The organism is Roseateles sp. DB2 (assembly GCF_051857535.1).
GTDB lineage: Bacteria > Pseudomonadota > Gammaproteobacteria > Burkholderiales > Burkholderiaceae_C > Roseateles_B.
The window spans coordinates 303,945-324,246 of sequence record NZ_JBPZGY010000002.1; the positions used below are offsets into that span (position 1 = coordinate 303,945).

At 66.9% G+C, this 20,302-nt stretch carries 20 protein-coding genes; 11 read left to right on the forward strand and 9 right to left on the reverse strand.

Going from position 1 to position 20,302, the window contains the following annotated elements; all coding sequences use genetic code 11:
* Window positions 1-11: 11 nt before the first annotated feature.
* Together ACS5PK_RS03855 and ACS5PK_RS03860 are read left to right on the forward strand one after the other, a co-directional pair.
* Window positions 12-743: an ABC transporter ATP-binding protein gene (locus ACS5PK_RS03855; protein ID WP_439438930.1), complete on the forward strand. Its 732-nt coding sequence runs from the start codon at window positions 12-14 to the stop codon at window positions 741-743.
* A gap of 144 nt (window positions 744-887) precedes the next feature.
* Complete coding sequence (locus ACS5PK_RS03860) at window positions 888-1,436, forward strand: hypothetical protein (protein ID WP_439438931.1); 549 nt, start codon at window positions 888-890, stop codon at window positions 1,434-1,436.
* Window positions 1,437-1,457: 21 nt separating this feature from the next.
* On the opposite strand, the gene ACS5PK_RS03865 is transcribed toward ACS5PK_RS03860, so the two are convergent.
* The 6 genes from ACS5PK_RS03865 to ACS5PK_RS03890 form a co-directional block, all read right to left on the reverse strand.
* On the reverse strand, window positions 1,458-2,732 hold the full coding sequence (locus tag ACS5PK_RS03865; RefSeq protein ID WP_439438932.1) for an FAD-dependent oxidoreductase: 1,275 nt from the start codon (window positions 2,730-2,732) through the stop codon (window positions 1,458-1,460).
* Complete coding sequence (locus tag ACS5PK_RS03870; RefSeq protein WP_439438933.1) at window positions 2,729-2,974, reverse strand: (2Fe-2S)-binding protein; 246 nt, start codon at window positions 2,972-2,974, stop codon at window positions 2,729-2,731. The genes ACS5PK_RS03865 and ACS5PK_RS03870 overlap by 4 nt, the downstream gene beginning before the upstream one ends.
* A complete protein-coding gene (locus ACS5PK_RS03875) occupies window positions 2,971-4,101 on the reverse strand; it encodes an NAD(P)/FAD-dependent oxidoreductase (RefSeq protein ID WP_439438934.1) in 1,131 nt (376 codons plus the stop codon). Before ACS5PK_RS03875 ends, ACS5PK_RS03870 begins: the two co-directional genes overlap by 4 nt.
* Before the next feature lie 10 nt (window positions 4,102-4,111).
* On the reverse strand, window positions 4,112-5,068 hold the full coding sequence (locus ACS5PK_RS03880; protein WP_439438935.1) for a 4-hydroxyproline epimerase: 957 nt from the start codon (window positions 5,066-5,068) through the stop codon (window positions 4,112-4,114).
* A gap of 16 nt (window positions 5,069-5,084) precedes the next feature.
* Window positions 5,085-5,771, reverse strand: a complete 687-nt coding sequence (locus ACS5PK_RS03885; protein WP_439438936.1) for a GntR family transcriptional regulator — start codon at window positions 5,769-5,771, stop codon at window positions 5,085-5,087.
* Between the two features lie 69 nt (window positions 5,772-5,840).
* Window positions 5,841-6,761, reverse strand: coding sequence for a dihydrodipicolinate synthase family protein (locus tag ACS5PK_RS03890; RefSeq protein WP_439438937.1), 921 nt, complete (start codon window positions 6,759-6,761; stop codon window positions 5,841-5,843).
* 263 nt (window positions 6,762-7,024) lie between these two features.
* On the opposite strand from ACS5PK_RS03890, the gene yajC reads away from it, so the two are divergent.
* The 4 genes from yajC (at window position 7,025) to ACS5PK_RS03910 (ending at window position 12,906) form a co-directional block, all read left to right on the forward strand.
* Window positions 7,025-7,351, forward strand: a complete 327-nt coding sequence (gene yajC, locus ACS5PK_RS03895) for a preprotein translocase subunit YajC (protein ID WP_439438938.1) — start codon at window positions 7,025-7,027, stop codon at window positions 7,349-7,351.
* A gap of 128 nt (window positions 7,352-7,479) precedes the next feature.
* Window positions 7,480-9,384: a protein translocase subunit SecD gene (gene secD, locus ACS5PK_RS03900; RefSeq protein WP_439438939.1), complete on the forward strand. Its 1,905-nt coding sequence runs from the start codon at window positions 7,480-7,482 to the stop codon at window positions 9,382-9,384.
* A 21-nt stretch (window positions 9,385-9,405) separates the two neighbouring features.
* Entirely contained in the window at window positions 9,406-10,443 is a 1,038-nt protein-coding gene (gene secF / locus ACS5PK_RS03905) for a protein translocase subunit SecF (RefSeq protein ID WP_439438940.1), read from the forward strand.
* 36 nt (window positions 10,444-10,479) lie between these two features.
* Window positions 10,480-12,906 carry a DUF1631 family protein gene (locus ACS5PK_RS03910; protein WP_439438941.1) on the forward strand — a complete coding sequence of 809 codons (2,427 nt, stop codon included), beginning with the start codon at window positions 10,480-10,482 and terminating at the stop codon, window positions 12,904-12,906.
* Window positions 12,907-13,044: 138 nt separating this feature from the next.
* On the opposite strand, the gene ACS5PK_RS03915 is transcribed toward ACS5PK_RS03910, so the two are convergent.
* From ACS5PK_RS03915 to ACS5PK_RS03925, 3 genes are all read right to left on the reverse strand, one after another.
* Window positions 13,045-13,497, reverse strand: a complete 453-nt coding sequence (locus tag ACS5PK_RS03915) for a DUF494 domain-containing protein (protein ID WP_183104031.1) — start codon at window positions 13,495-13,497, stop codon at window positions 13,045-13,047.
* Between the two features lie 109 nt (window positions 13,498-13,606).
* Window positions 13,607-14,737 (reverse strand): DNA-processing protein DprA, encoded by a 1,131-nt coding sequence (gene dprA, locus ACS5PK_RS03920; RefSeq protein ID WP_439438942.1) that lies wholly within the window; start codon window positions 14,735-14,737, stop codon window positions 13,607-13,609.
* A gap of 21 nt (window positions 14,738-14,758) precedes the next feature.
* Entirely contained in the window at window positions 14,759-15,919 is a 1,161-nt protein-coding gene (locus ACS5PK_RS03925) for a LysM peptidoglycan-binding domain-containing protein (protein ID WP_439438943.1), read from the reverse strand.
* Between the two features lie 290 nt (window positions 15,920-16,209).
* Between ACS5PK_RS03925 and def the strand changes: the two genes are divergently transcribed.
* The 5 genes from def to ACS5PK_RS03950 all read left to right on the forward strand — a co-directional run bounded on the left by def (window position 16,210) and on the right by ACS5PK_RS03950 (window position 20,055).
* Window positions 16,210-16,725, forward strand: coding sequence for a peptide deformylase (gene def / locus ACS5PK_RS03930; RefSeq protein WP_439438944.1), 516 nt, complete (start codon window positions 16,210-16,212; stop codon window positions 16,723-16,725).
* Between the two features lie 5 nt (window positions 16,726-16,730).
* Entirely contained in the window at window positions 16,731-17,699 is a 969-nt protein-coding gene (gene fmt, locus ACS5PK_RS03935) for a methionyl-tRNA formyltransferase (protein WP_439439160.1), read from the forward strand.
* Window positions 17,700-17,759: 60 nt separating this feature from the next.
* Window positions 17,760-18,608, forward strand: a complete 849-nt coding sequence (gene htpX / locus ACS5PK_RS03940; protein WP_439438945.1) for a zinc metalloprotease HtpX — start codon at window positions 17,760-17,762, stop codon at window positions 18,606-18,608.
* A gap of 35 nt (window positions 18,609-18,643) precedes the next feature.
* Window positions 18,644-19,096: a hypothetical protein gene (locus ACS5PK_RS03945; RefSeq protein WP_439438946.1), complete on the forward strand. Its 453-nt coding sequence runs from the start codon at window positions 18,644-18,646 to the stop codon at window positions 19,094-19,096.
* Window positions 19,097-19,284: 188 nt separating this feature from the next.
* Entirely contained in the window at window positions 19,285-20,055 is a 771-nt protein-coding gene (locus ACS5PK_RS03950) for a head GIN domain-containing protein (RefSeq protein WP_439438947.1), read from the forward strand.
* The last annotated feature ends 247 nt before the right edge of the window (window positions 20,056-20,302 follow it).

Below are 20,302 nucleotides of genomic sequence, written 5' to 3' on the forward strand. Positions count from 1 at the left end.
GGAGAGAGACGATGACGCAATTGCTGCAAGTGCGCGGACTGCATGCCGGCTACGGCCGCGCCGAGGTCCTCAGCGGCCTGGACCTGGACCTGGCGCAGGGGCAGGTGGTCACGGTGATCGGCCCCAACGGCGCGGGCAAGAGCACCACGCTCAATGCGCTGATGGGCGTGCTGCCCTCGCGAGGGCAGGTGGTCTTCGATGGCGAGGACCTGGCGGCCTGCGGCCTGGAGGACCGGGTCATGAAAGGTCTGGCCCTGGTCCCCGAGAAGCGCGAACTCTTCACCACCATGAGTGTGCAGGACAACCTGGTGCTGGGCGGCTTCCGCCCCATGCGCCTGGGCCAGCGGGACTGGCGCGAGGAGCTGGAGCGCGTCTACCAGATCTTCCCCCGCCTCAAGGAGCGCCGCGAGCAGCTGGCCGGTACGTTGTCGGGCGGCGAGCGGCAGATGCTTGCCGTCGGCCGCGCGCTGATGTCCCGCCCCAAGCTGCTGATGCTGGATGAGCCCAGCCTGGGCCTGGCGCCGCTGATCGTGAAGGAGGTATTCCGCATCGTGGCCCAGCTGCGCGATGCCGGCGTGAGCATCCTGCTCATCGAGCAGAACGCTCGTGCGGCGCTGGAGGTGGCCGATTACGGCTATGTGCTGGAGACTGGCGAGATCGCCCTGCAGGGCCTGGCCGCCGACCTGGCCCGTGACCCCCGCGTGATCGAGACCTATCTGGGTGCGGCGAAGAAGCCGGGCTGAGCCAAGCGCCCGCCCGTCGCCTTTCATCTGCACGAGAGTCCGCTGAGGGCTGCGCTCGTGCAGCCTGTCGCTCGCCCGTGGCGCCGGCCTGTGGGGCTTGGCTATCCTGGATGCAAGCTTCAACATCTGTCCAGGAGATGCCCCATGAACACGCGCTTCTCGTCCTCCCTCGTCGCCGCGTTGCTGCTGTCTGTGCCGCTGCTGATGTCGGCCCCGGCCGTGCATGCGCAGGCGGACAAGGCCGCGCGCACGGCGAGTTCCAACGGCTTCAGCGCCGGCATTGAGTTCAAGCAGCAGGCCTCGCCTGCCGATGTGGGCCTGCCGGCCTATCCCGGTTCCCAGCCGCAGTACGACAAGAAGGACGACGTGGCCTCGCTCACCATGGGCCTGTGGGGAGGCACCTTTGGCTTCAAGCTGGTGGTGACCAAGTTCTCCAGCGAGGACAGCCTGGAGGCGGTCAGCCGCTTCTACAAGGACGCGCTCGCCAAGTACGGCCCTGTGCTGGACTGCAGCCAGAACACCGGCGGCGGCAAGAAGGATGACAAGGTCCTTGGCTGCGATGACGACAAACCCGAGAAGGGCGGCCTGCTCTTCAAGGCAGGCAAGCCCGAGGCCTATCGCATCGTCTCCCTGCAGCAGCGCGGCAAGCAGGTGCATTTCCAGCTGGTGCGCATTGAGGCGCCCAAGCGCTGACCGGCACGCTGATCGCTGCGTTCAGCGCTCGTCCAGCAGGCTGCCGATCGGCAGGGGGTGCAGCGGGAAGCGCACGCCGCGCTGGGGATGCGCCTCTGGCCAGCCTAGCAAGCGCTGGCTGATTGGGCCGCAGATGCGGCCCTGGCAGGCGCCCATGCCGCAGCGGGTCTGCAACTTGGCCTCACGCCAGCTGGGATGGCCCTGCAGCTCGCGCAGGCGCACGCCTTCGCAGCGGCACACGCGCACCTCGGGTGTGCAACGCGCCCACTGCGCCGGTGTCGGGCCGAAGTGCTGAGCTAGCCGGTGCGAAAAGGCCAGTGCCTGGCGGTGCGCACGCGCCAGCGTGCCTGGAATCTCCAGGCCTAGCATGGACCGGGCGGCCAACTGGCCTTCGATCCAGGCCTTGCGCATGCCGCCGATGCCGGTGCACTCGCCCGCCGCATAGATGCCGGGCTGGCTGCTGTGCAGGGTGTTGTCGACCAAGATGCGTCCGTCGTCCCCTGTGGCGCAGCTCAGCATGGCGGCGAGTTCGCTATTGGGAATCAGGCCGAAGCCCAGGCCCAGGGCCTCGCAGGGCTCGTCCCATTCGCGCAGGCCGTCGCTGAGCCGTACGCCTTCCACCCTGGATCGACCCAGCACCCGCAGCACCTGCACGCCAATGCGATACGGCACCCGGCGCAGTTGCCAGCGCAGGGCTATGGCCTGCTGCCATTGCGCCAGGTTCAGCCGGCTGGCGAAGAGGGTCAGGTCTTGCCAAGGGCGCAACTCGACGATGCCGCCCAGCTCTGCGCCCGCGGCCTGCAGGGTCTTTGCCGTGGCCAGCAGGAGGGGGCCGCTGCCGGCCAGCATCACGCGCTGGCCTTGGACCGGCCAGCCGCCCTTGACCAGGGCCTGCAGGCCGCCAGCGCCGGTGACGCCGGGCAGGTCCCAGCCCGGCACCGGCACATGCAGCTCGCGTGCGCCCAGGGCCAGCAGGGTCTTGTCTCCGCGCAGTTGCCTCAGGCGGCCTCCGGCCAGGTCCTGGGCCAGGATTTCCCCGTCGGCCGTGGTGCCGACGGCCATGTGTCCGGGCAGAAAACGCAGCCGCGGGTGAGTCAGCAGCTGCGGCAGATCGGCCGCCACGCGCCGCGCATGGGCATCCTGCGCGGCCGGGCCGCCACGCCAGATCTGACCGCCGGGCTGGACCTGGTTGTCCAGCCACAGGACCTCGGCATCGGCCTTCAGCAGCGTTTGCACAGCCGCGAGGCCCGCCGGGCCGCTGCCGATCACCAGATGGGGCGCTTGCAGCGTACTCATGCCTGCGTCTCCACCCGCATGCCTTCGGCGACCATTCGCATGCAGGCCAGTGCTTCGTCCTGCCCGTCGATGCGCACGCGGCAGGCCTGGCACTGGCCCATGCCGCAGAACACGTCGCGTGCCGTGCCGTAGATGGTCTGGCCGAACAGGGTGACCTCGCAGCGCCGCAGCGCCGCAGCCACGGTGATGCCGGCGGGCACGGCGTGGGCTCGGCCATTGATGTGCAGGGTGAGGGTCTTCATGCGGGGGCAGCGTCGTAGAAGCGCGCCGGGTCATAGGGCTGGGCGTCCAGGCCTGCTGTTTGGGCCAGGCTGAGGTCCGCCAGCAGCTCGGCACTGGCCAGCGAGGTGGTGATGCCCAGGCCCTCGTGCCCGCAGGCCACCCAGGTGTTGCGCAGCGCTGGGTGGGCGCCGATCAGCGGCTGGCCATCGGCGCTGGCGGGGCGTATCCCGCTCCAGCAGCGCAGCAGGCTCTGCTGAGGCAGGGAGGGCAGATAGTCTGCCGCGCAGGCCAGCATGCGTCGCAGCATCGGGAGGTCGATCTCGCGGTCCTCGCGGCCGATCTGGCGCGAGGAGCCAATCAGCCATTGGCCGGCTGGGCGGGGCTGGACGTTGAAGGACACCGTGTCCTCGTCCACCAGATGCGCCTTCTTGATGTAGCCCAGCTCGACCAGTTGGTGGCGCAGGCTCTGCTCGCGGGCCTGCGTGATGGCCAATTGGCCTTTCTTCGGCAGCAGGCAGCCTGGGGGCAGAAAGCGCTGGCTGGCCAGGCCGCCGCAGAGCACGACCATGGCCGCGCTGAAGAGGCGTCCGTCCTGCAGGCGCACGCGGCCGGGCTGCAGCTCGCGGACTTCGCCACGGATCAGCGTGGCGCGCGACTCTTCCAGCCAGTGCTGTACGACCTTGGGTGGGTAGACGCGGCCATCGGCCGGCACGCGCAGGCCGCCGACCAGTCGGTGGTGCAGCAGCGGCTCGACCTGGCGCAGGGCCTGGGCATCCAGCAGCTCGGCGCTCAGGCCCTGGGATTGCAGCCAACACGCCTTGCGCTGCGCGAGCTGCCATTCCTCGTCATCGGCGGCCAGCCACAACGTGCCGCAGCGCTGGAATTCGGACACATGCTCATGCTCGCCCGATTCGGCCAGCCACTGGCCCCATAGCTGCATGGAGCGGCGCGAGAGCCGGTATTCATGATCGTCTGCGGCGCCCTCGGCATCGACTACCAGCAGATGGCCCATGGATGCCGCCGTGGCACCGCCGCCTGGTGCCGACTGCTCGGCCACCGCAACGGACAGCCCGCGGCGAGCGAACTCGCGCGCACAGGCGGCGCCGACGATGCCGGCACCGATGATCAGCACATCGGCCTGGAGCATGGCGTGCGGCTCAGCGGGGGATGCCCCAGGCGAAGGGATCGCGGGGCTGGATGATCAGTTGAGCGTCCAGGTTGACATAGGCCCGCCCGGTGATGGTGGGCAGGATGTGGCCCTCGGCGCCTTCAGGGGCGGGCTGGTAGCAGCCCTCGAAGACGCTGCCGATCACGCTTTCCTGCCGCCACAGGGCACCTGGCGCGAGCTTTCCCTCGGCCGCCAGGCAGGCCAGCTTGGCGCTGGTGCCGGTGCCGCAGGGTGAACGGTCATAGGCACTGCCAGGGCACAACACGAAGTTGCGGCCGTGGTTGGCAGGATCGGCCGCTGGGCCAATCAGCTCGATGTGGTCGATCTCGGCGCCATTTGCCCCGGTGATGCCCTGGGATTGCAAGGCCAGGCGGATCTGCTCGGAGAAGGTGGTCAGGTTCTGCGCCTGGCTGGGGGTCAGGTCTTGCCCGTGGTCGTCGCAGAGGAAGAACCAGTTGCCGCCCCAGGCGATGTCTCCATGCAGGCGCCTCGTGTCGACCTGCACTGGCACCTGCCGCGCCAGACGGTAGGCCGGGACGTTGGCAATGCTCACACGGCCGTCCTCATGCAGGGTGGCGGTGATCTCGCCCACGGGGGTCTCGATGCGGTGGGCGCCGGGCTGGACGCGGCCGAGGTAGGCCAGCGTGGCGATCAGGCCTATGCTGCCGTGGCCGCACATGCCCAGGTAGCCCACGTTGTTGAAGAAGATCACGCCCGCAGTGCAGGTCGGGTCGACGGGCTCGCAGAGCAGGGCGCCCACCAGCACGTCAGAACCGCGCGGTTCGTTCATCAGGGCGCGGCGCCAGGCGTCGTGCTCGCTGCGCAGGCGCTGCAGGCGCTCCGCCATGGAGCCATGGCCGAGGTCCGGGCCGCCGCTGACGATGGTGCGGGTCGGCTCGCCGCCGGTGTGGGAGTCGATGATGCGGGTCGGCGTGATCGGGTTCATGGGGAATGGATAGGTCTCAGGCGATCACCTGCTGCGCGAACTGCCGCAGGTAATCCATCAGTCGGTCTGCCGCCGCCGCCGCTGCCTCACTCTGCCCCTGGGCGATGGCTTCGGCGAGCAGTTGGTGGCAGCGCGCGCCTTCGCTCATGTCGCCCTGATGCTGGTAGGCCGTCCAGAAGCGACGGCACTGGATCACCATGGGGATGACTGCGGCGACGGCTGCCTGGTTGCGGCAGGCGGCGTGGTTGACATGGTCCAGGGCCTGATCGGCCTGCAGATAGGCCGTCAGGTTCCCTGCGGTGGCAGCAGCGGTCATTTCGGCGGCGCAGGCCAGCAGGGCCTCGCGCTGCGGGGGCGTCGCGCGGCGGGCACTGGTGCTGGCGATGAGCCGCTCCAGCGCTCGACGCGCCTCCAGCAGATCCAGGTGCTGTGCCAACTGGATGTCGCTGACCAGCAGCCCGCGGCGCGGCAACTGCACGATCAACCCGTTGGCGACCAAGCGCATCAGGGCTTCGCGTGTGGGCGTGCGACCCAGGCCGATGCGCTCGATCAGCTCGGCTTCGACAATGGGCGCCCCGGGCTTCAGGGCCAGCGTGGCGATGAGGTTCTCGATGGCGTCATAGGCCTGGTCGGCCACGCGGCGCTTGTCGATGGCATCGTCGCCCGCCTCGTGCGGGATGGGGGAGGACGTTGTTGCGTTCATGCCCGCATCTTCGCAGCAGATGCCCGCCTGGCTATGCCTGATTACGCGAAATGGCGACAGCCGCCAGCCTCAGAAGAACTGGCGCAGGTCCGGGCGGGTGTCCAGACCCTTCTGGATGATGGCCTGCACGCGCTCGCGCTCGGCTCCGACCAGGGGCAGGCGCGGGCGGCGCACATGCTCGGTGCCGACGCCCACCATGGCCTCCACCAGCTTGATGTTCTGGACCAGCTTGGTCGAGACGTCCAGGTGCAGCAGGGGGGTGAACCATTGGTAGAGCTTCAGAGCTTCGTCATAGCGCTTGGCCTGCATCAGACGGTACAGCGCCACGGTCTCGGCCGGGAAGGCTACGCACAGGCCGGCCAGCAGGCCGTCGCAACCCAGGGCCAGTCCCTCGAAGCTGAGGTCGTCCACGCCGATGAAGAGCTGGTAGCGCGTGCCCAGGGCATTGCGCAGGTCGGTCAGGCGGCGGATGTTGTCTGTCGACTCCTTGATGGCAACCAGCCATTCGCAGTCGGCCAGCTCGACGAAGTTGTCGGGCGTCAGGTCCACGCGATAGGCCACCGGGTTGTTGTAGACCATGGTGGGCAGTTGCGCGGCGTTGGCGATGGTGCGCACATTGGCCATGGCCTCGCGGGCGTCCGCCGCGTAGATCACCGCGGGCATGAGCATCAGGCCCTGCACACCGATCTTGTTGGCGCCGTCCACGTAGCGCAGGGCCTCGAGGGTGCTGGTCTCCGAAACATTGGCCAGCACCGGCACGCGGCCGGCGGCCACCTTTACCGCGATCTCGGCCACCTGCAGCTTCTCTTCCAGCGTCAGGGTGCTGGCCTCGCCCAGAGAGCCGCCAGTCACGAGGCCATCGACACCATTGGCGATCAGGAACTCGAAGTGGCGCTCCATGGCGGGGACGTCCAGGTTCTCGTTGGCGTCGAACTTGGTCGTCACGGCGGGGAAGATGCCGCGCCATTGAGGCAGGGGGCGGGAACTCATCGAGCAATCTCCTGTTGAAATATATTTGCAGAATATTCGTTGATAATCACGCTGTCAACCCCAGATGGATGGCTGCGCCGCCCTGACGCCTGCACGGTCGCCCGAGTCCGTGCCTGCCAGTCGAACTGCCATCACCGTTCTCCAGAGTCTGGGGGAGGGCTGGGCTGGACCCAGGGCGGGCGACGCAGGCTGCCGCATACAATCCGCGATCCGTCCATGATGGCGCTGTTGCGCCCATGGATCATTCCTAGAGGGTTCTGACCGTGTTCATTTCTACTGCTTTTGCCCAGACCGCCGCTCCGGCAACCCAAGGTCCTGAGTCCAGCCTCATGGGCATGCTGCCCTTGGTGCTGATGTTCGTGGTGCTGTATTTCGTGATGATTCGTCCCCAGATGAAGCGTCAGAAGGAGCACAAGGCCATGATCGAGGCCCTGGCCAAGGGAGACGAAGTCGTCACCAGTGGAGGCCTGCTGGGCAAGGTTGCCAAGATGGACGACAACTTCCTGAGCCTGGAAGTCGCCAGCGGCGTCGAGATCAAGGTGCAGCGCTCGGCTGTGGTTCAGGTCCTGCCCAAGGGCTCGGTCAAGTAATCCAGCCAGGCAGCCCTGCAGTCCGGGGCTGCTCATCACTCATCCAGCCCGGGCCGCCGTTGTGCGGTGCCGGGCCTGTTTTCAGGGCGAATGCCCAGGTCTGGTCCAGACCTCCTGAGGATGCCTCCATGAACCGTTATCCCTTGTGGAAGTACGCGCTGCTGGTTGTTGCGCTGCTGATCGGTCTGATCTACACCCTGCCCAACTTCTTCGGCGAGGCGCCGGCGGTGCAGGTTTCCAGTGGCAAGGCCACGGTCAAGCTGGATGCGGGCATGGTGGCTCGCGTCGAGGCCGCCATCCAGGCTGCCGGCGTCAAGGCGAACACGGTGGCCTTCGAGGGCAATTCCGTTCGCGCCCGCTTCAATGACACCGACACGCAGCTCAAGGCCAAGGACGCCATCAACAAGGCGATCAACGCCGACCTGACGGACCCGTCCTACATCGTGGCCCTGAATCTGGTGTCGCGGTCGCCGGAGTGGCTGAAGAGCCTGCATGCCTTCCCCATGTACCTGGGCCTGGACCTGCGCGGCGGCGTGCACTTCCTCATGCAGGTCGACATGAAGGCGGCCATTGCCAAGAAGGTCGAGTCCCTGGTCGGAGATGCCCGCAGCATGCTGCGCGAGAAGAATCTGCGTCACGCCGGCATCAGCAAGGACGGCAACGACCTGGTGATCGCCTTCCGTGACGCCGAGACTCGCGCGGCCGCGCTGGGCCTGTTGTCCGACAAGCTGCCCGACATCCAGTGGCAGTCTCAAGGCGAGGGCAGCGAGCTGAGCCTGCGCGGCAGCTTCAAGCCCCAGTCCCTGGTCGCGGTGCAGGAAGCCGCGCTCAAGCAGAACATCACCACCCTGCAGAACCGGGTCAACGAACTGGGCGTGGCCGAGCCGGTGATCCAGCAGCAGGGCCTGGACCGGGTCATCGTGCAGTTGCCGGGGGTGCAGGACACCGCCAAGGCCAAGGACATCATCGGCCGCACGGCCAATCTGGAGTTCCGGCTCGCCGACATGTCGGCAGAAGCCCAGGCCGCACTGGCCGGCACCGGCCCCGTGCCCTTCGGCCGCGAACGCTTCGGCGTGGGCCGCGGCGCCCCGGTGATCGTGCACAAGGAAGCTATCGTCACCGGCGACATGCTGACCGACGCGCAGCCTCGCCAGGACGAGAACCAGCAGCCCGCCGTGTCCGTGCGTCTGGACGCCAAGGGTGGCCGCCAGATGAAGGAGATGTCGCGCGCGAATGTGGGCAACTACATGGCCGCCATCCTGTTCGAGAAGGGCAAGGGTGAGGTGCTCACCGTCGCCCGCATCAACAGCGAGCTGAGTGCCGACTTCCAGATCACCGGCATGGGCAGCACCGAGAATGCCACCGACCTGGCCCTGCTGCTGCGCGCAGGCGGCCTGGCCGCACCCATGGAGGTGATCGAGGAACGCACCATCGGCCCGACCCTGGGTGCGGAGAACATCGCCAAGGGCATGCACAGCGTGGCCTGGGGCTTTGCCGCCGTGGCCCTGTTCATGTGCATGTACTACGTGCTCTTCGGCGTGTTCTCCACGCTGGCGCTGGGCTTCAATCTGCTCATGCTGGTGGCTGTGCTGTCCATGCTGCAGGCCACGCTGTCGTTGCCAGGCATGGCCGCCATTGCCCTGGTGCTGGGCATGGCCATCGACTCCAACGTGCTGATCAATGAGCGCGTCCGGGAAGAGCTGCGCAATGGTGCAACGCCGCAGGCGGCCATCTTCGCGGGCTATGAGCGCGCCTGGGCCACCATCTTGGACTCCAACGTCACCACCTTGATCGCCGGCCTGGCCCTGCTGGCCTTCGGCTCGGGCGCCGTGCGCGGATTTGCCGTTGTGCACTGCCTGGGCATCATGACCTCCATGTTTTCCTCGGTGATGTTCTCTCGCGCCCTGGTCAACCTCTGGTATGGCCGGCAGAAGAAGCTGAAGTCCCTCTCCGTGGGCCAGGTCTGGAAGCCTGCAGCCGAACCCGGCAGCGCACCGACCGATGCCACCGAAGTGACCGAAGGCAAGGCCTGACCCCCCTGACAGGAATCCGATATGGAACTCTTCCGAATCAAGCGGGACATCCCGTTCATGAAGCACGCGTTGGTCTTCAACGCGATCTCCTTCCTCACCTTCGCCGCCGCGGTCTTCTTCCTGATTACACGTGGGCTGCACTATTCGATCGAGTTCACCGGCGGTACGGTGATCGAGGTCGAGTACGCGCAGAGCGCTGACATCGAGAAGACCCGCTCGACCGTCGAGCACATGGGCTTTGGCGAAGTCTCGGTGCAGAAGTTCGGCACCTCGCATGACGTCATGATCCGCCTGCCGGCCCGCAAGGAGTTCAAGCAGACCGAGGTGGTGGACAAGGTCTTCAAGGAGCTGTGCACGGCCGAGCAGGGACAGGTCTCCGAGCGCCAGACCGTGTCCGACAAGGGCGAGGCCATCAGCAAGAAGGTCTGCACCACGGCTGCCAATGCCGAGCCGCTGAAGTTCTCGCGCAGCGAGGTGGTGGGCCCCTCGGTGGGTGCCGAACTGGCCGCTGATGCAGCCAAGGCCCTGGCCATGACCGTCATCGGCATCATGGTCTACCTGGCCTTCCGATTCGAGTGGAAGTTTGCGGTGGCCGGCATCATCGCCAACCTGCACGACGTGGTCATCATCCTGGGCTTCTTCGCCTTCTTCCAGTGGGAGTTCTCGCTGTCGGTGCTGGCGGCGGTTCTGGCGGTGCTGGGCTATTCGGTCAATGAGTCCGTGGTGATCTTCGATCGGGTGCGTGAGGCCTTCCGCAAGTACCGCAAGCTGAGTACGCACGAGGTGATTGACCACGCCATCACCTCCACCATGAGCCGCACCTTCATCACACACGGCTGTACTCAGCTGATGGTGTTGTCCATGCTGCTGTTCGGCGGCCCCACGCTGAAGTTCTTCGCGGTGGCGCTGACCATTGGCATCTGCTTCGGCATCTATTCCTCCGTGTTCGTGGCCGCGGCCATCGCCATGTGGCTGGGCGTCAAGCGCGAGGATCTTGTCAAGGTCGGTTCCTCGACCAAGGAAGATCCGGACGATCCGAACGCCGGGGCGGTGGTGTAGAGTCGTTCGCATGGTCGACTCCCTGTTCCCCTGCCCATGAGCGGCACCGATCCGCGCCGGCATGCCCAAGCGGCACAAGCGCGGCGCGTCTTCACCGAGGCCCTGGTGCGCGGCATTGCCGCGACCGGGGCCGCGCTCCATGAGGCGGGCGCGCAACTGCTGTTGCAGCCGGCTGAACATGCGGTGAGTGTGTTGCGCCGGGACTGCGTGGGACTTTGGCAGCGCCGCGGCGTGGTCTGGTTGAGCATGCTGCGCGACGCCGTGCGCTCCGCATCCACGCAGGGCGTGCCGGACCACGTCACTGTCAGCGGCAGTGCAAGTCTGAGCCTGGTCGACGACGACACCATCGAGCGCCAGATCACGGCCTCGCGCCTGGCTCTGGCCATGATGGACAAGGCTACCTGGGAGTTCAACGACCTGCGCACCCGCATGCTTCTGCTCGAAGGGCATGAGGATCTTGCGACGAATGATTTGCTGCGCGCACAGGCCCTGAGCCGGCTTGTCCTGGATTGTTGGTACGCCAGTGGCCTCACTCGGGCGGAGTGGCAGCTCTTCCTCGTGCCGCTGCACGAGGAAATGTCCCACCTGCTGCTGGAGGCCTATCACGAGACCAACCACTGGCTGATGCAGCAGGGTGTCATGCCCGAAGTGGACCTGCGGCCCTATATCCGCAGGACGGCAGGCAGCCGCTCGGTCTCGCCCTTGCCCGACGCTTCCCAGGATCCTGCCTTTGCCCCCACCACGCTCTACGCCCGCGGCATGGGAGCCATGCCCGAAGGCATGCCTCCGCATGGCGGGGGCGGCATGTTGCGCGACGCGCAGGCGTCTGCAGCCGGTGGCGGAAAGGGGGCGGTGAAGTCGGCCGTTCGCAACTCCGCCGAGCAGGTGATGGCCCAGTTACAGCGGGTGCTCAACCGCCAGGTGCCGGGCATGGCGGGCTCTCCTCAGGTGTCAAATGCCCCCACGCAGCCCATGCCTGCCGATCCGCGTGGTGAGCGGGCAGGCCCTGTCACCCTGACTGGTCGTTTGCATGCTGCGATCAACCATGCCCAGGAGATGCTGCGTCACCGCGCGCAACCTCAGGCGGGGGGTGTCGCCGGTGCCGGCTCGGCCAGCGCGGCTCCCAGTACCGGCGCGTCCGTGCGCGAGGTTCCGCTGCCTCAGCAGCTGGAGGAACTCAAGGCCCGCAATCTGGCGGTCAAGCAGGTGCTCAAGCAGGCGGCGGATACGCCGGCCGAGCGCGCCACCATCGAGGTGGTGGCCCTGCTGTTCCAGTCCATCCTGACGGAGGAACGCATCCCCGCCACGATCCGCGTTTGGTTTGCGCGGCTGCAGATGCCGGTGTTGCGTGTGGCCATCGGCGAGCCCGATTTCTTTGCCACCACCGACCATCCCGCCCGTCGCCTGATCGACCGCATGGGCGCCTGCGTGATGGGGTTCAACACCTCGTCGGGCGGCGATGTCGGCGAGGCCGTGGAGCGCGAGATCAAGCGCGTGGTGCAGGTGGTGGAGGCCTATCCCGACACCGGCCGACGCGTCTTCCAGACGGTGCTGACCGAGTTCGAGAAGTTCCTGGCCCATTATTTCGAGCAGGAAAACAGCGCCAGCATCAAGGGGGTCTCCCTGGCCCAGCAGGTGGAGCAGCGGGAGACCCTGGCCATTCAGTACACCATTGAGCTGCGCAAGATGCTCAACGAGGTGCCGGTGCAGGAGGGCGTGCGTGATTTCCTGTTCCAGACCTGGGCTGACGTGCTGGCGGTGACGGCAGTGCGCGCCGGCGCGCAGGCCGAGGTCACCAAGCAGATGAAGCGTGCCGCGGCCGACCTCATCTGGTCTGCCACCGCCAAGGTGTCCCGCGAGGAGCGCGCCGAGGTCATCCGCCGCCTGCCACCCTTGCTGAAGGTGCTGCGGGAGGGCATGGGCCATGCGGGCTTGTCCATTCAGAAGCAGGACGAGCAGATCAAGGCCCTCAACAACTCGCTGGCCGCAGCCTTCACGGCCAAGACGGCCACCATTCCGCCGGACAGGCTGGAAGAGCTGATGAGCCAGCTTGAGACCCTGGAGGCCATGCTGCCTGACACCGCTGGCGGCGAGCTGGACGAGACGCTAATGCGTGACCTCTCCAGCCACGAATCCGAGGAGCTGGAAGTGGTGGCCGAAGGTGGTGCCCCGCCATCTGCGGCCATGCTGGCCTGGGCGCAGGAGCTGCAGGTCGGCTCTTGGTACATGCTGGACTACCGGGGGCGCAACGAGCCGGTGCAGTTGGCCTGGCGCGGCTTGCGCCATCATCTGATCCTCTTTGTTTCGCCCCAGGGGCGCGGCGTTCTTTTCCAGCAAAGCCGCCTGGCGGCGTTCCTGCAGGCCGGCCTGCTCTTGCCGGCACAGGACGAGGCGCTCACGGTCAAGGCCACCCGCAATGCACTGGCCAAGCTGGACGCTGACCCGGAGCGCCTGCTGGGTTGATCAGTCCAGCTGCGGGCTGCTCCAGCGAGGCCGGCGGCATCGGCAGTGGGGCGCTTGGCATTTGCAGCCAGAAGGCCTTGGCAGAGATGCGGAGGATGGCCGGCGCCAGCCTCCGAGGGCCAGCTTCAGCCGAGCGCTTCAGTGGATCAGGCGATCCTCAGGGGCGACGAAAAGCTCGTCCAGGATCAGGGCGTCGGGCTCTTCTCCCAGGCTCCAGAACACCATCAGTACGATGATCTTGAGGTCTTCCAGGTCCAGTGGCGCCCCAGGAATGGCCATGGCGCGGTCTACTACCATCTCACGCATGGGGGGGGGCAGTACGCCGGCTGATTCCAGGAAGCTGATGAAGCCCACGGACGCTTCGCCCAGATGCTCCAGTTCGTCCTTGGAATAGATGCGCAGGCTCAAGGCCCCCTGCTCGCCGTGATGGGACTGTGCCGCCACGGCCAAGCCATCCAGCCAGGACAAGGCCTCCTGGATTTCGTCGGTCTCGAACCCTACGGCTGACAATTTGCGTGTCAGCTGGGCGTGATCCGGACAGGCATCCGGCCGCCAGTAGGTCTCATAGAGATAGACGAGGACGTCAAACATGGGCTGACTATACCCCAGGCGTCCGACGCGCCGATGCGCGGAAACGGGCGGGCGCTGCAGGGCTTTTACTGCCCTGCTGAACGCGGCACCCAGGTCCGAGGGCCTGCGTTCAGGCCCGTGTCCGCCGCTGCAGCAGGCCGCCAGGGAGCCTGGCTACGAGGCCGTCCAGTTCCAGGTCCAGCAGCAGGGCCTGGAGCTGCTCAGTGGGCCAGCCGCCGCGGGCCTGCAGCGCATCCAGGCTGGCAGGCTCGTGGCCCATGGCCGCCAGGAGGCGCTGGTGCTCGCTGGCCCCGCCCAGGTCCGGCTCGGTCTCGGCGGGCATCGGCGCCTCGTGGGGGATGGCACTGTGCCGGGGCAGCTCCTCGAGCACGTCGTTGGCAGACTCGACCAGCTTTGCGCCCTGCCGGATGAGGGCGTGGCAGCCGCGGCTCAGTGGTGAATGGATCGAGCCGGGGATGGCAAAGACCTCGCGCCCGGCCTCGCCGGCCAAGCGGGCGGTGATCAGAGAACCGCTTTGCAAGGCCGCTTCGACAACCAGGCAGCCTTCGGCCAGTCCGGCGATGATGCGGTTGCGCACTGGAAAGTGGGGTGCCAGTGCAGGGGTGTCCAGAGCATATTCGCTCATCAGGAGGCCGTGCTCCGCAATGCGCATCGCCAGTCCGGCATTGCGGCGGGGATAGATCTCGTTGAGCCCTGTGCCCAGCACGGCAATGGTGCTGCCAGCGGCCGAAAGCGCGCCCTCGTGGGCTGCGGCGTCGATGCCAAGGGCCAGGCCTGAAACCACGCAATGGCCCCCCTCGCTGAAGCTGCGCGCGAAGGTGAGGGCATGGTCCTGACCTTGTGGCGTGGCGTTGCGGCTGCCCACGATCGCCAGCATGGGTCGACGCAACAGTTCGCGTTGGCCCCAGAGATACATCAGCAGTGGGGGATCGGCGGTCTCGAGCAGGGCCGGCGGGTAGTCCGGGTCTCCCAGGAGCAGCAGGCTGCGTCGTGCGTCTTCCTTGAGCCACAGGCGGGTGTGGGTCAGCAGGGCGTCGAGTTGCTCAGGAGGGCGGCTCAGCGCGTGCGCGCCCTGCGGGCCCACGACCCGGGCCCAGTCAGCGGGCGAGCGTTCGAAGATGGCCCGCGGCTCGCCGAAAACCGCCAGCAACCGGCGAAGGGAGGAGCGGCCCAGGCCGGGTGTCTCCACCAGGCGCAACCAGGCCGACAGCTCCCCGGGGTCGCGAAGCGGCGCTGGCATGCGGAAGGACTGGGGCAGGCCTCAGGGCTGGGTGAATCGATCGCCGGCGCTGACGGGCTGCTGCACTGACAGGATCAGGGCGTAGGACACGCGGCGGTAGGACTGGAACACGAAGAGCCGGCCGTGCCGCTCGTCCGGCAGGCGGATGGTCTCGGGGCGCCCGGGGCCTGTGGTGTCTCGGGCATCCTGGCCCGTGCGCCACAGAGCCAGCACGTGGCCACGCTCCACGCCGTCCTGTGTGCCCTTGTTGATGGAGACGATCTGGTTTTGGCCGGCGTTCACCGCCTCGCCATAGACGGCAATGACGCGGCCCTCAATGGGCTGGGTCGGCGCATGCGGGACGTAGCTGTTGAAGTTGCGCGGCGGGACGGGCGCCAGGCGGTCACCGGTGTTGACCTCCTGACGCACCTGCTTGACCCGGAAGGTGGCAGGCACTTCCAGGGTCTTGCCGTCCGATGGCGTGCCCGGACGCAGGAACTCCATGGTGCCCACGTAGGCGGCCTCGTAGCCCAGCACTTCCTTGGTGAGGGGATCACGCAGCGGCTTGGCGCTACGGAACACCCGGTAGTCGCCCTGGTGAGGCAGGGTGCCTCGCACATAGGCCAGATCGCCTCGGCTCAGCAGCACGCGGCCCTCCTGGGTGGCGGCGACGCGGGGAGCGGTGGCCAGACTGTCCTCGTCCAGCACCACGGCCTCGTTCAGGAAGGGCTCGATCAGGTTCAGGGGAATGGCGGGAATGCCGCCGTCATCGAGCTGCTCGACGCGGGCGCGAGGCGACAGCTTGACGGTGCCCGTGGGGCCGCTGACCGCCTGCGCCAGCTCCAGCCGGGCGCGACCGTCGACCTTGACCAGCACCAGATGCTGGCCGGGATAGATCAGGTGCGGGTTGCGGATCTGGTCCTGGTTCATGCCCCACAGCTCGGGCCAGCGCCAGGGGGTCTTCAGGAAAATGGTAGAGATGGCCCACAGCGTGTCGCCTTTCTTGACGGTGTAGCTGTCAGGGGCATTCGGGGCCAGCTCCGACAGGGGGACGCCGGCCTGTGCCACCTTCTGGGCGGTGTCGCGCTGGGTCTGGGTAACCGGGAAATCCGTGGCCAGTGCTGGTGTCGTGCCGACGAGGGCAGCCGCAGCCCACAGGGCGGTGGCGAGAGGGGCGGGGCGCAGCATGGGCCATGAAGTCATCGGTCGTTCTCCTGCGGCGTGCCGACGCGTCTTGCGAATCGCCGGAGCCGCCATTTATTTGCCTGTGAGGTGTGCCTGAGAGAGTGCCTGCGAAGGGCGTCGGCTCGAAGGGCGATCGGCCGGGACGCTGAAGTCCTGCAGCAGATCGGCGAAAATCCCCTCAGCTTGAGACGATTCTGCCCCCAAAGAGGGCATGCGTTGCAATGAATCCCGCAGGAGCGTCCTCGCTCTTGCAGGCACTTACAAAGCCGCGTTGTGCATTGTCCACAGCACGGCATTGGAACTCCGAGATGGCCAAACTGAATATCCTGCGTTACCCCGACCCGCGACTGCACACTGTGGCTCAGCCTGTGGCTGTTGTGGACGACCGTATCCGCCAACTGGTGGACGACATGCTCGAGACCATGTACGCCGCCGAAGGGGTGGGCCTCGCGGCGACCCAGGTGGACGTGCACGAGCGCGTGGTCGTGATCGACACCTCTGAAGATCGCAATGAACCGCGCGTGCTGATCAATCCCGAGATCATCGAGACCGGCGGTGATCTGCGCGATGGCGAGGAGGGTTGCCTCAGCGTTCCGACCATCTATGACAAGGTGCCCCGCCATGAGCGGGTGAAGGTGCGCGCCCTGGGGCGTGACGGCCAGCCTTACGAGTTCGCGGCTGAAGGGCTGCTCTCGGTGTGCGTTCAGCATGAGCTGGATCACCTGAAGGGCAAGGTTTTTGTTGAGTACCTCAGCTCTCTCAAGCGCGACCGCATCAAGACCAAGCTGGCCAAGAAGGCCCGCGAAGACCAGCAGCGTCGCTGATGGACCTGCGCGTCGCCTTCGCCGGAACGCCGGAGTTCGCCGCGGTTGCGCTGCAAGCGCTGCTGCAGGCCGGCTTCGAGGTCCCCCTGGTGCTGACCCAGCCGGATCGCCCGGCCGGCCGCGGCATGAAGTTGCAGGCCTCGCCGGTCAAGCAACTGGCTCAGCAGCATGGAATCGCCCTCAGTCAACCGCTGAGCTTGCGCCTGGATGGCAAGTACCCTGACGAAGCCGCCGGGGCCCGCGAAGCCCTTCTGGCCGCGCAGCCCGACCTCATGGTCGTCGCGGCCTATGGACTGATCCTGCCGCAATGGGTGCTGGACCTGCCGCGCCTGGGATGCCTCAACATCCACGCCTCGCTGCTGCCGCGCTGGCGCGGTGCGGCGCCCATCCACCGAGCCATTGAGGCGGGCGATGCCGAGACTGGCATCACCATCATGCAGATGGACGCCGGCCTGGACACCGGCGACATGCTGCTGATCGAGCGCCTGCCCATCGCTGGGGACGACACCACGGCCACCTTGCACGACAAACTGGCTGCGCTGGGCGGTCGGCTCATCGTCGAGGCCCTGGAGCTGGCCGCCTGCGGGGGCTTCCATCCCGAGCAGCAGCCCGAGGCTGGTGTTTGCTACGCCCACAAGATCGAGAAGTCCGAGAGCGAGATCGACTGGACCCTGCCTGCCGCGGCGATCGAGCGGCGCCTGCGGGCCTTCGATCCCTTCCCTGGCGGACTGAGTCAGCTGGAATCCGAGCCGCTGAAAATCTGGAAGGCCAGGCTGGCCGAGGGTCGGGGCAGGCCCGGCGAGGTGCTGGCTGCTGATGCGGCCGGCCTGCTCGTGGCCTGCGGCGAGGGAGCCCTTCGCCTGACGGAGCTGCAGCGCGCTGGCGGCAAGCGCCTGTCGGCGGCGGTCTTTCTGCAGTCCCGGCCGGTGACCGTGGGCACAGTCTTGAAATCGGGCGCACACAGCCCCAACTGAAGCGCTGCGGGCTTGCTGCAGCCGCAGCCCTGTCTGTCTGTTCCACGCAAGGAGTGAGCAATGTTCAACATGATGAAGACAGCCATCCTGATGGCCGCCATCACCGCGCTGTTCATGGCGATCGGCTCGGTGCTGGGGGGACGTCAGGGCATGATGCTGGCCCTCGTGATCGCACTGGGCATGAACTTCTTCAGCTACTGGTTCTCGGACAAGATGGTCCTGCGCATGTACAACGCGCAGGAGGTCGACGAGAGCAGTGCGCCGCAGTTCTATCGCATGGTGCGTGAGCTGGCCCAGCGGGCCGGCCTGCCCATGCCGCGGGTGTATCTGATCGACGAAGATGCGCCCAATGCCTTCGCCACCGGACGCAACCCGGAGCATGCGGCCGTGGCGGCGACCACGGGCATCCTGCGCGTGCTCTCCGAGCGCGAGCTGCGTGGCGTGATGGCCCATGAGCTGGCGCATGTGCAGCACCGCGACATCCTGATCTCCACCGTCAGCGCCACCATGGCCGGTGCCATCGGCATGCTGGGCAACTTCGCCATGCTGTTCGGAGGGCGTGACAGCGAAGGGCGCCAGACCAATCCGCTGGTCGGCCTGATCGTGATGATCCTGGCTCCCATTGCGGCCAGCCTGATCCAGATGGCCATCAGCCGTGCCCGCGAGTTCGAGGCGGATCGTGGCGGGGCGGAGATCTCCGGCGACCCCGCCGCCCTGGCCTCCGCTCTGGACAAGATCCACCGCTACGCTCAGGGCATCCCCCTGGAAACGACAGAGCGCCACCCCGAGACGGCCCAGATGATGATCATGAATCCGCTGTCCGGCAGCGGCATCAAGAGCCTGTTCTCCACCCATCCGCCTACCGAGGAGCGCATTGCGCGCCTGATGGAACTGGCGCGCCAGCGCTGACTCAAGACTGCCGCGGATCGGCCGATATGCCGGGCATGACGCGCATTTCTCCCCTTTTGCGCTGGCGCCTCGCTGTCGGCCTGCTGCTCCTGCCGCTGGCTGGCTGCGAGTGGCTGGGCATTGATGACCCGGCCAAGCTGGCGGCCGCCAAGGAAGCCGAAGGCAAGGCTGTGGGCAGTGCCTGCCGCCACGCCCAGCGCGCCATCGAGGACTGCTACACGCTCAATCCCAAGGCCCAAAAGGCGGCCGTGTTCGCGGGCTGGAAGGAGATGGACGAGTACATGCGGGAGAACAAGCTCGAGGGCATTGCGCCGGTGGTGCCGCGGCCGGGGACGGCCAAACCTGCGGACGAGGAGCCTGCCGTGGAGGCCAAGTCGGCCGACAAAGGGGCCGAAAAGGGTGCAGACAAGGCTGCAGACAAGGCTGCAGACAAGAGCGCCAAGACAGACAAGTCCGCCGACAAGCCTGGCGCCAAGTCCAGTCACTGAGTGTCTGCGCTGCGTGGCGGGCTTTCAGTCGCCGGACCGAGGGCCTGTTTTCTTCGGCCCGCGGCGTGAGTCCCGTGGGCTTGCATCTGGTGCCGCAGTTCCTGCAGTTCGTCCTAGCCTGCTCGCCAGTGTGCAGCGGGCTTTGCATCATGCGTCCATCGTCAACGCATGAGACAAGGATTACCGCCATGAACAGCAACAAGCGCCGCTTCCTCGCCGCCTCCGTGCTCGGAGCCGCAGCCCTGCTTGGCACGGGTGCCGCACAGGCCTGGTCCTGGAACTGGGGCGGCGGCGAGCGCATCACGGGCGAGGGCGAGGTGGCCAGCGAGCGCCGCGATGTCAGCGGCTACGAGGCCGTGGCCCTTGAGAGCGGCTTCAAGGTGCTGATCCGCCAGGGCAGTAGCCACAAGCTGGAGCTGCGTGCCGAGCGCAATCTGCTGCCCTACATCGAGACACGCGTGGTCGAGGGCAGCAAAGGACGCACCCTGGACATCCAGACCAAGCGCGGCTACTACATCAACACCAAGCAGACCCCGGTCATCGAGATCGAGATGCCGACGCTGCGCGGGGTGTCCATCGCCGGCTCGGGCACCATCAAGGTGGATCCGATGAACACGTCCGAACTCAAGGCCAGCATCAGCGGCTCGGGCGAAATCACGCTGAACGGGGTCAAGAGCGATCGCTTGGCCATGAGCATCTCGGGCAGCGGTGACATCATCGCCAGCGGTACGGCGGGCAACTTGAGCGTGTCGGTTGCCGGTGCCGGAGACATCAAGGCCCGTGAGCTGCAGGTCGAGGAAGCCAAGGTCAGCATTGCCGGCAGCGGCGACGTGGTACTGGCAGCCAGCAAGCAGCTCAAGGTCTCCATCGCCGGCTCGGGGGATGTGGCCTACGTCGGCAACCCTGAACTGAGCCTCTCCACCGCCGGCAGCGGCAAGGTGCGCAAGCTTAGCAACTGAGCGAGCCCTTGCCGGGGCTGCGAGTCCTGCGTCAGCCTTTACGCCAGCCTCCATCCGCCAGCCTTAACGCCCCTTGCGCTGGGTACGCAAGGGGCGAATCCCGAGAGTGTCACTTGCGACACACTAGAATGTCACCCTCATTCGGTATCCAAGGTGGCAAGCAAGCCAACAGCGACGCCACCGCGCGACTGTGACCGGATGCGACATTTTGAGGGGAAGGCTGATGATGGGTCTGCTTCGGACCGCG

Coding starts and splice junctions, on each gene's coding strand:
- ACS5PK_RS03865 (WP_439438932.1), bottom strand. CDS start 2,732: ATGAGTACGCTGCAAGCGCCCCATCTGGTGATCGGCAGCGGCCCGGCG.
- dprA (WP_439438942.1), bottom strand. CDS start 14,737: ATGCCAGCGCCGCTTCGCGACCCCGGGGAGCTGTCGGCCTGGTTGCGC.
- ACS5PK_RS03950 (WP_439438947.1), top strand. CDS start 19,285: ATGAACAGCAACAAGCGCCGCTTCCTCGCCGCCTCCGTGCTCGGAGCC.
- ACS5PK_RS03860 (WP_439438931.1), top strand. CDS start 888: ATGAACACGCGCTTCTCGTCCTCCCTCGTCGCCGCGTTGCTGCTGTCT.
- ACS5PK_RS03885 (WP_439438936.1), bottom strand. CDS start 5,771: ATGAACGCAACAACGTCCTCCCCCATCCCGCACGAGGCGGGCGACGAT.
- ACS5PK_RS03925 (WP_439438943.1), bottom strand. CDS start 15,919: ATGACTTCATGGCCCATGCTGCGCCCCGCCCCTCTCGCCACCGCCCTG.
- secF (WP_439438940.1), top strand. CDS start 9,406: ATGGAACTCTTCCGAATCAAGCGGGACATCCCGTTCATGAAGCACGCG.
- ACS5PK_RS03875 (WP_439438934.1), bottom strand. CDS start 4,101: ATGCTCCAGGCCGATGTGCTGATCATCGGTGCCGGCATCGTCGGCGCC.
- def (WP_439438944.1), top strand. CDS start 16,210: ATGGCCAAACTGAATATCCTGCGTTACCCCGACCCGCGACTGCACACT.
- ACS5PK_RS03880 (WP_439438935.1), bottom strand. CDS start 5,068: ATGAACCCGATCACGCCGACCCGCATCATCGACTCCCACACCGGCGGC.
- ACS5PK_RS03870 (WP_439438933.1), bottom strand. CDS start 2,974: ATGAAGACCCTCACCCTGCACATCAATGGCCGAGCCCACGCCGTGCCC.
- ACS5PK_RS03890 (WP_439438937.1), bottom strand. CDS start 6,761: ATGAGTTCCCGCCCCCTGCCTCAATGGCGCGGCATCTTCCCCGCCGTG.
- ACS5PK_RS03945 (WP_439438946.1), top strand. CDS start 18,644: ATGACGCGCATTTCTCCCCTTTTGCGCTGGCGCCTCGCTGTCGGCCTG.
- ACS5PK_RS03910 (WP_439438941.1), top strand. CDS start 10,480: ATGAGCGGCACCGATCCGCGCCGGCATGCCCAAGCGGCACAAGCGCGG.
- secD (WP_439438939.1), top strand. CDS start 7,480: ATGAACCGTTATCCCTTGTGGAAGTACGCGCTGCTGGTTGTTGCGCTG.
- ACS5PK_RS03915 (WP_183104031.1), bottom strand. CDS start 13,497: ATGTTTGACGTCCTCGTCTATCTCTATGAGACCTACTGGCGGCCGGAT.
- ACS5PK_RS03855 (WP_439438930.1), top strand. CDS start 12: ATGACGCAATTGCTGCAAGTGCGCGGACTGCATGCCGGCTACGGCCGC.
- htpX (WP_439438945.1), top strand. CDS start 17,760: ATGTTCAACATGATGAAGACAGCCATCCTGATGGCCGCCATCACCGCG.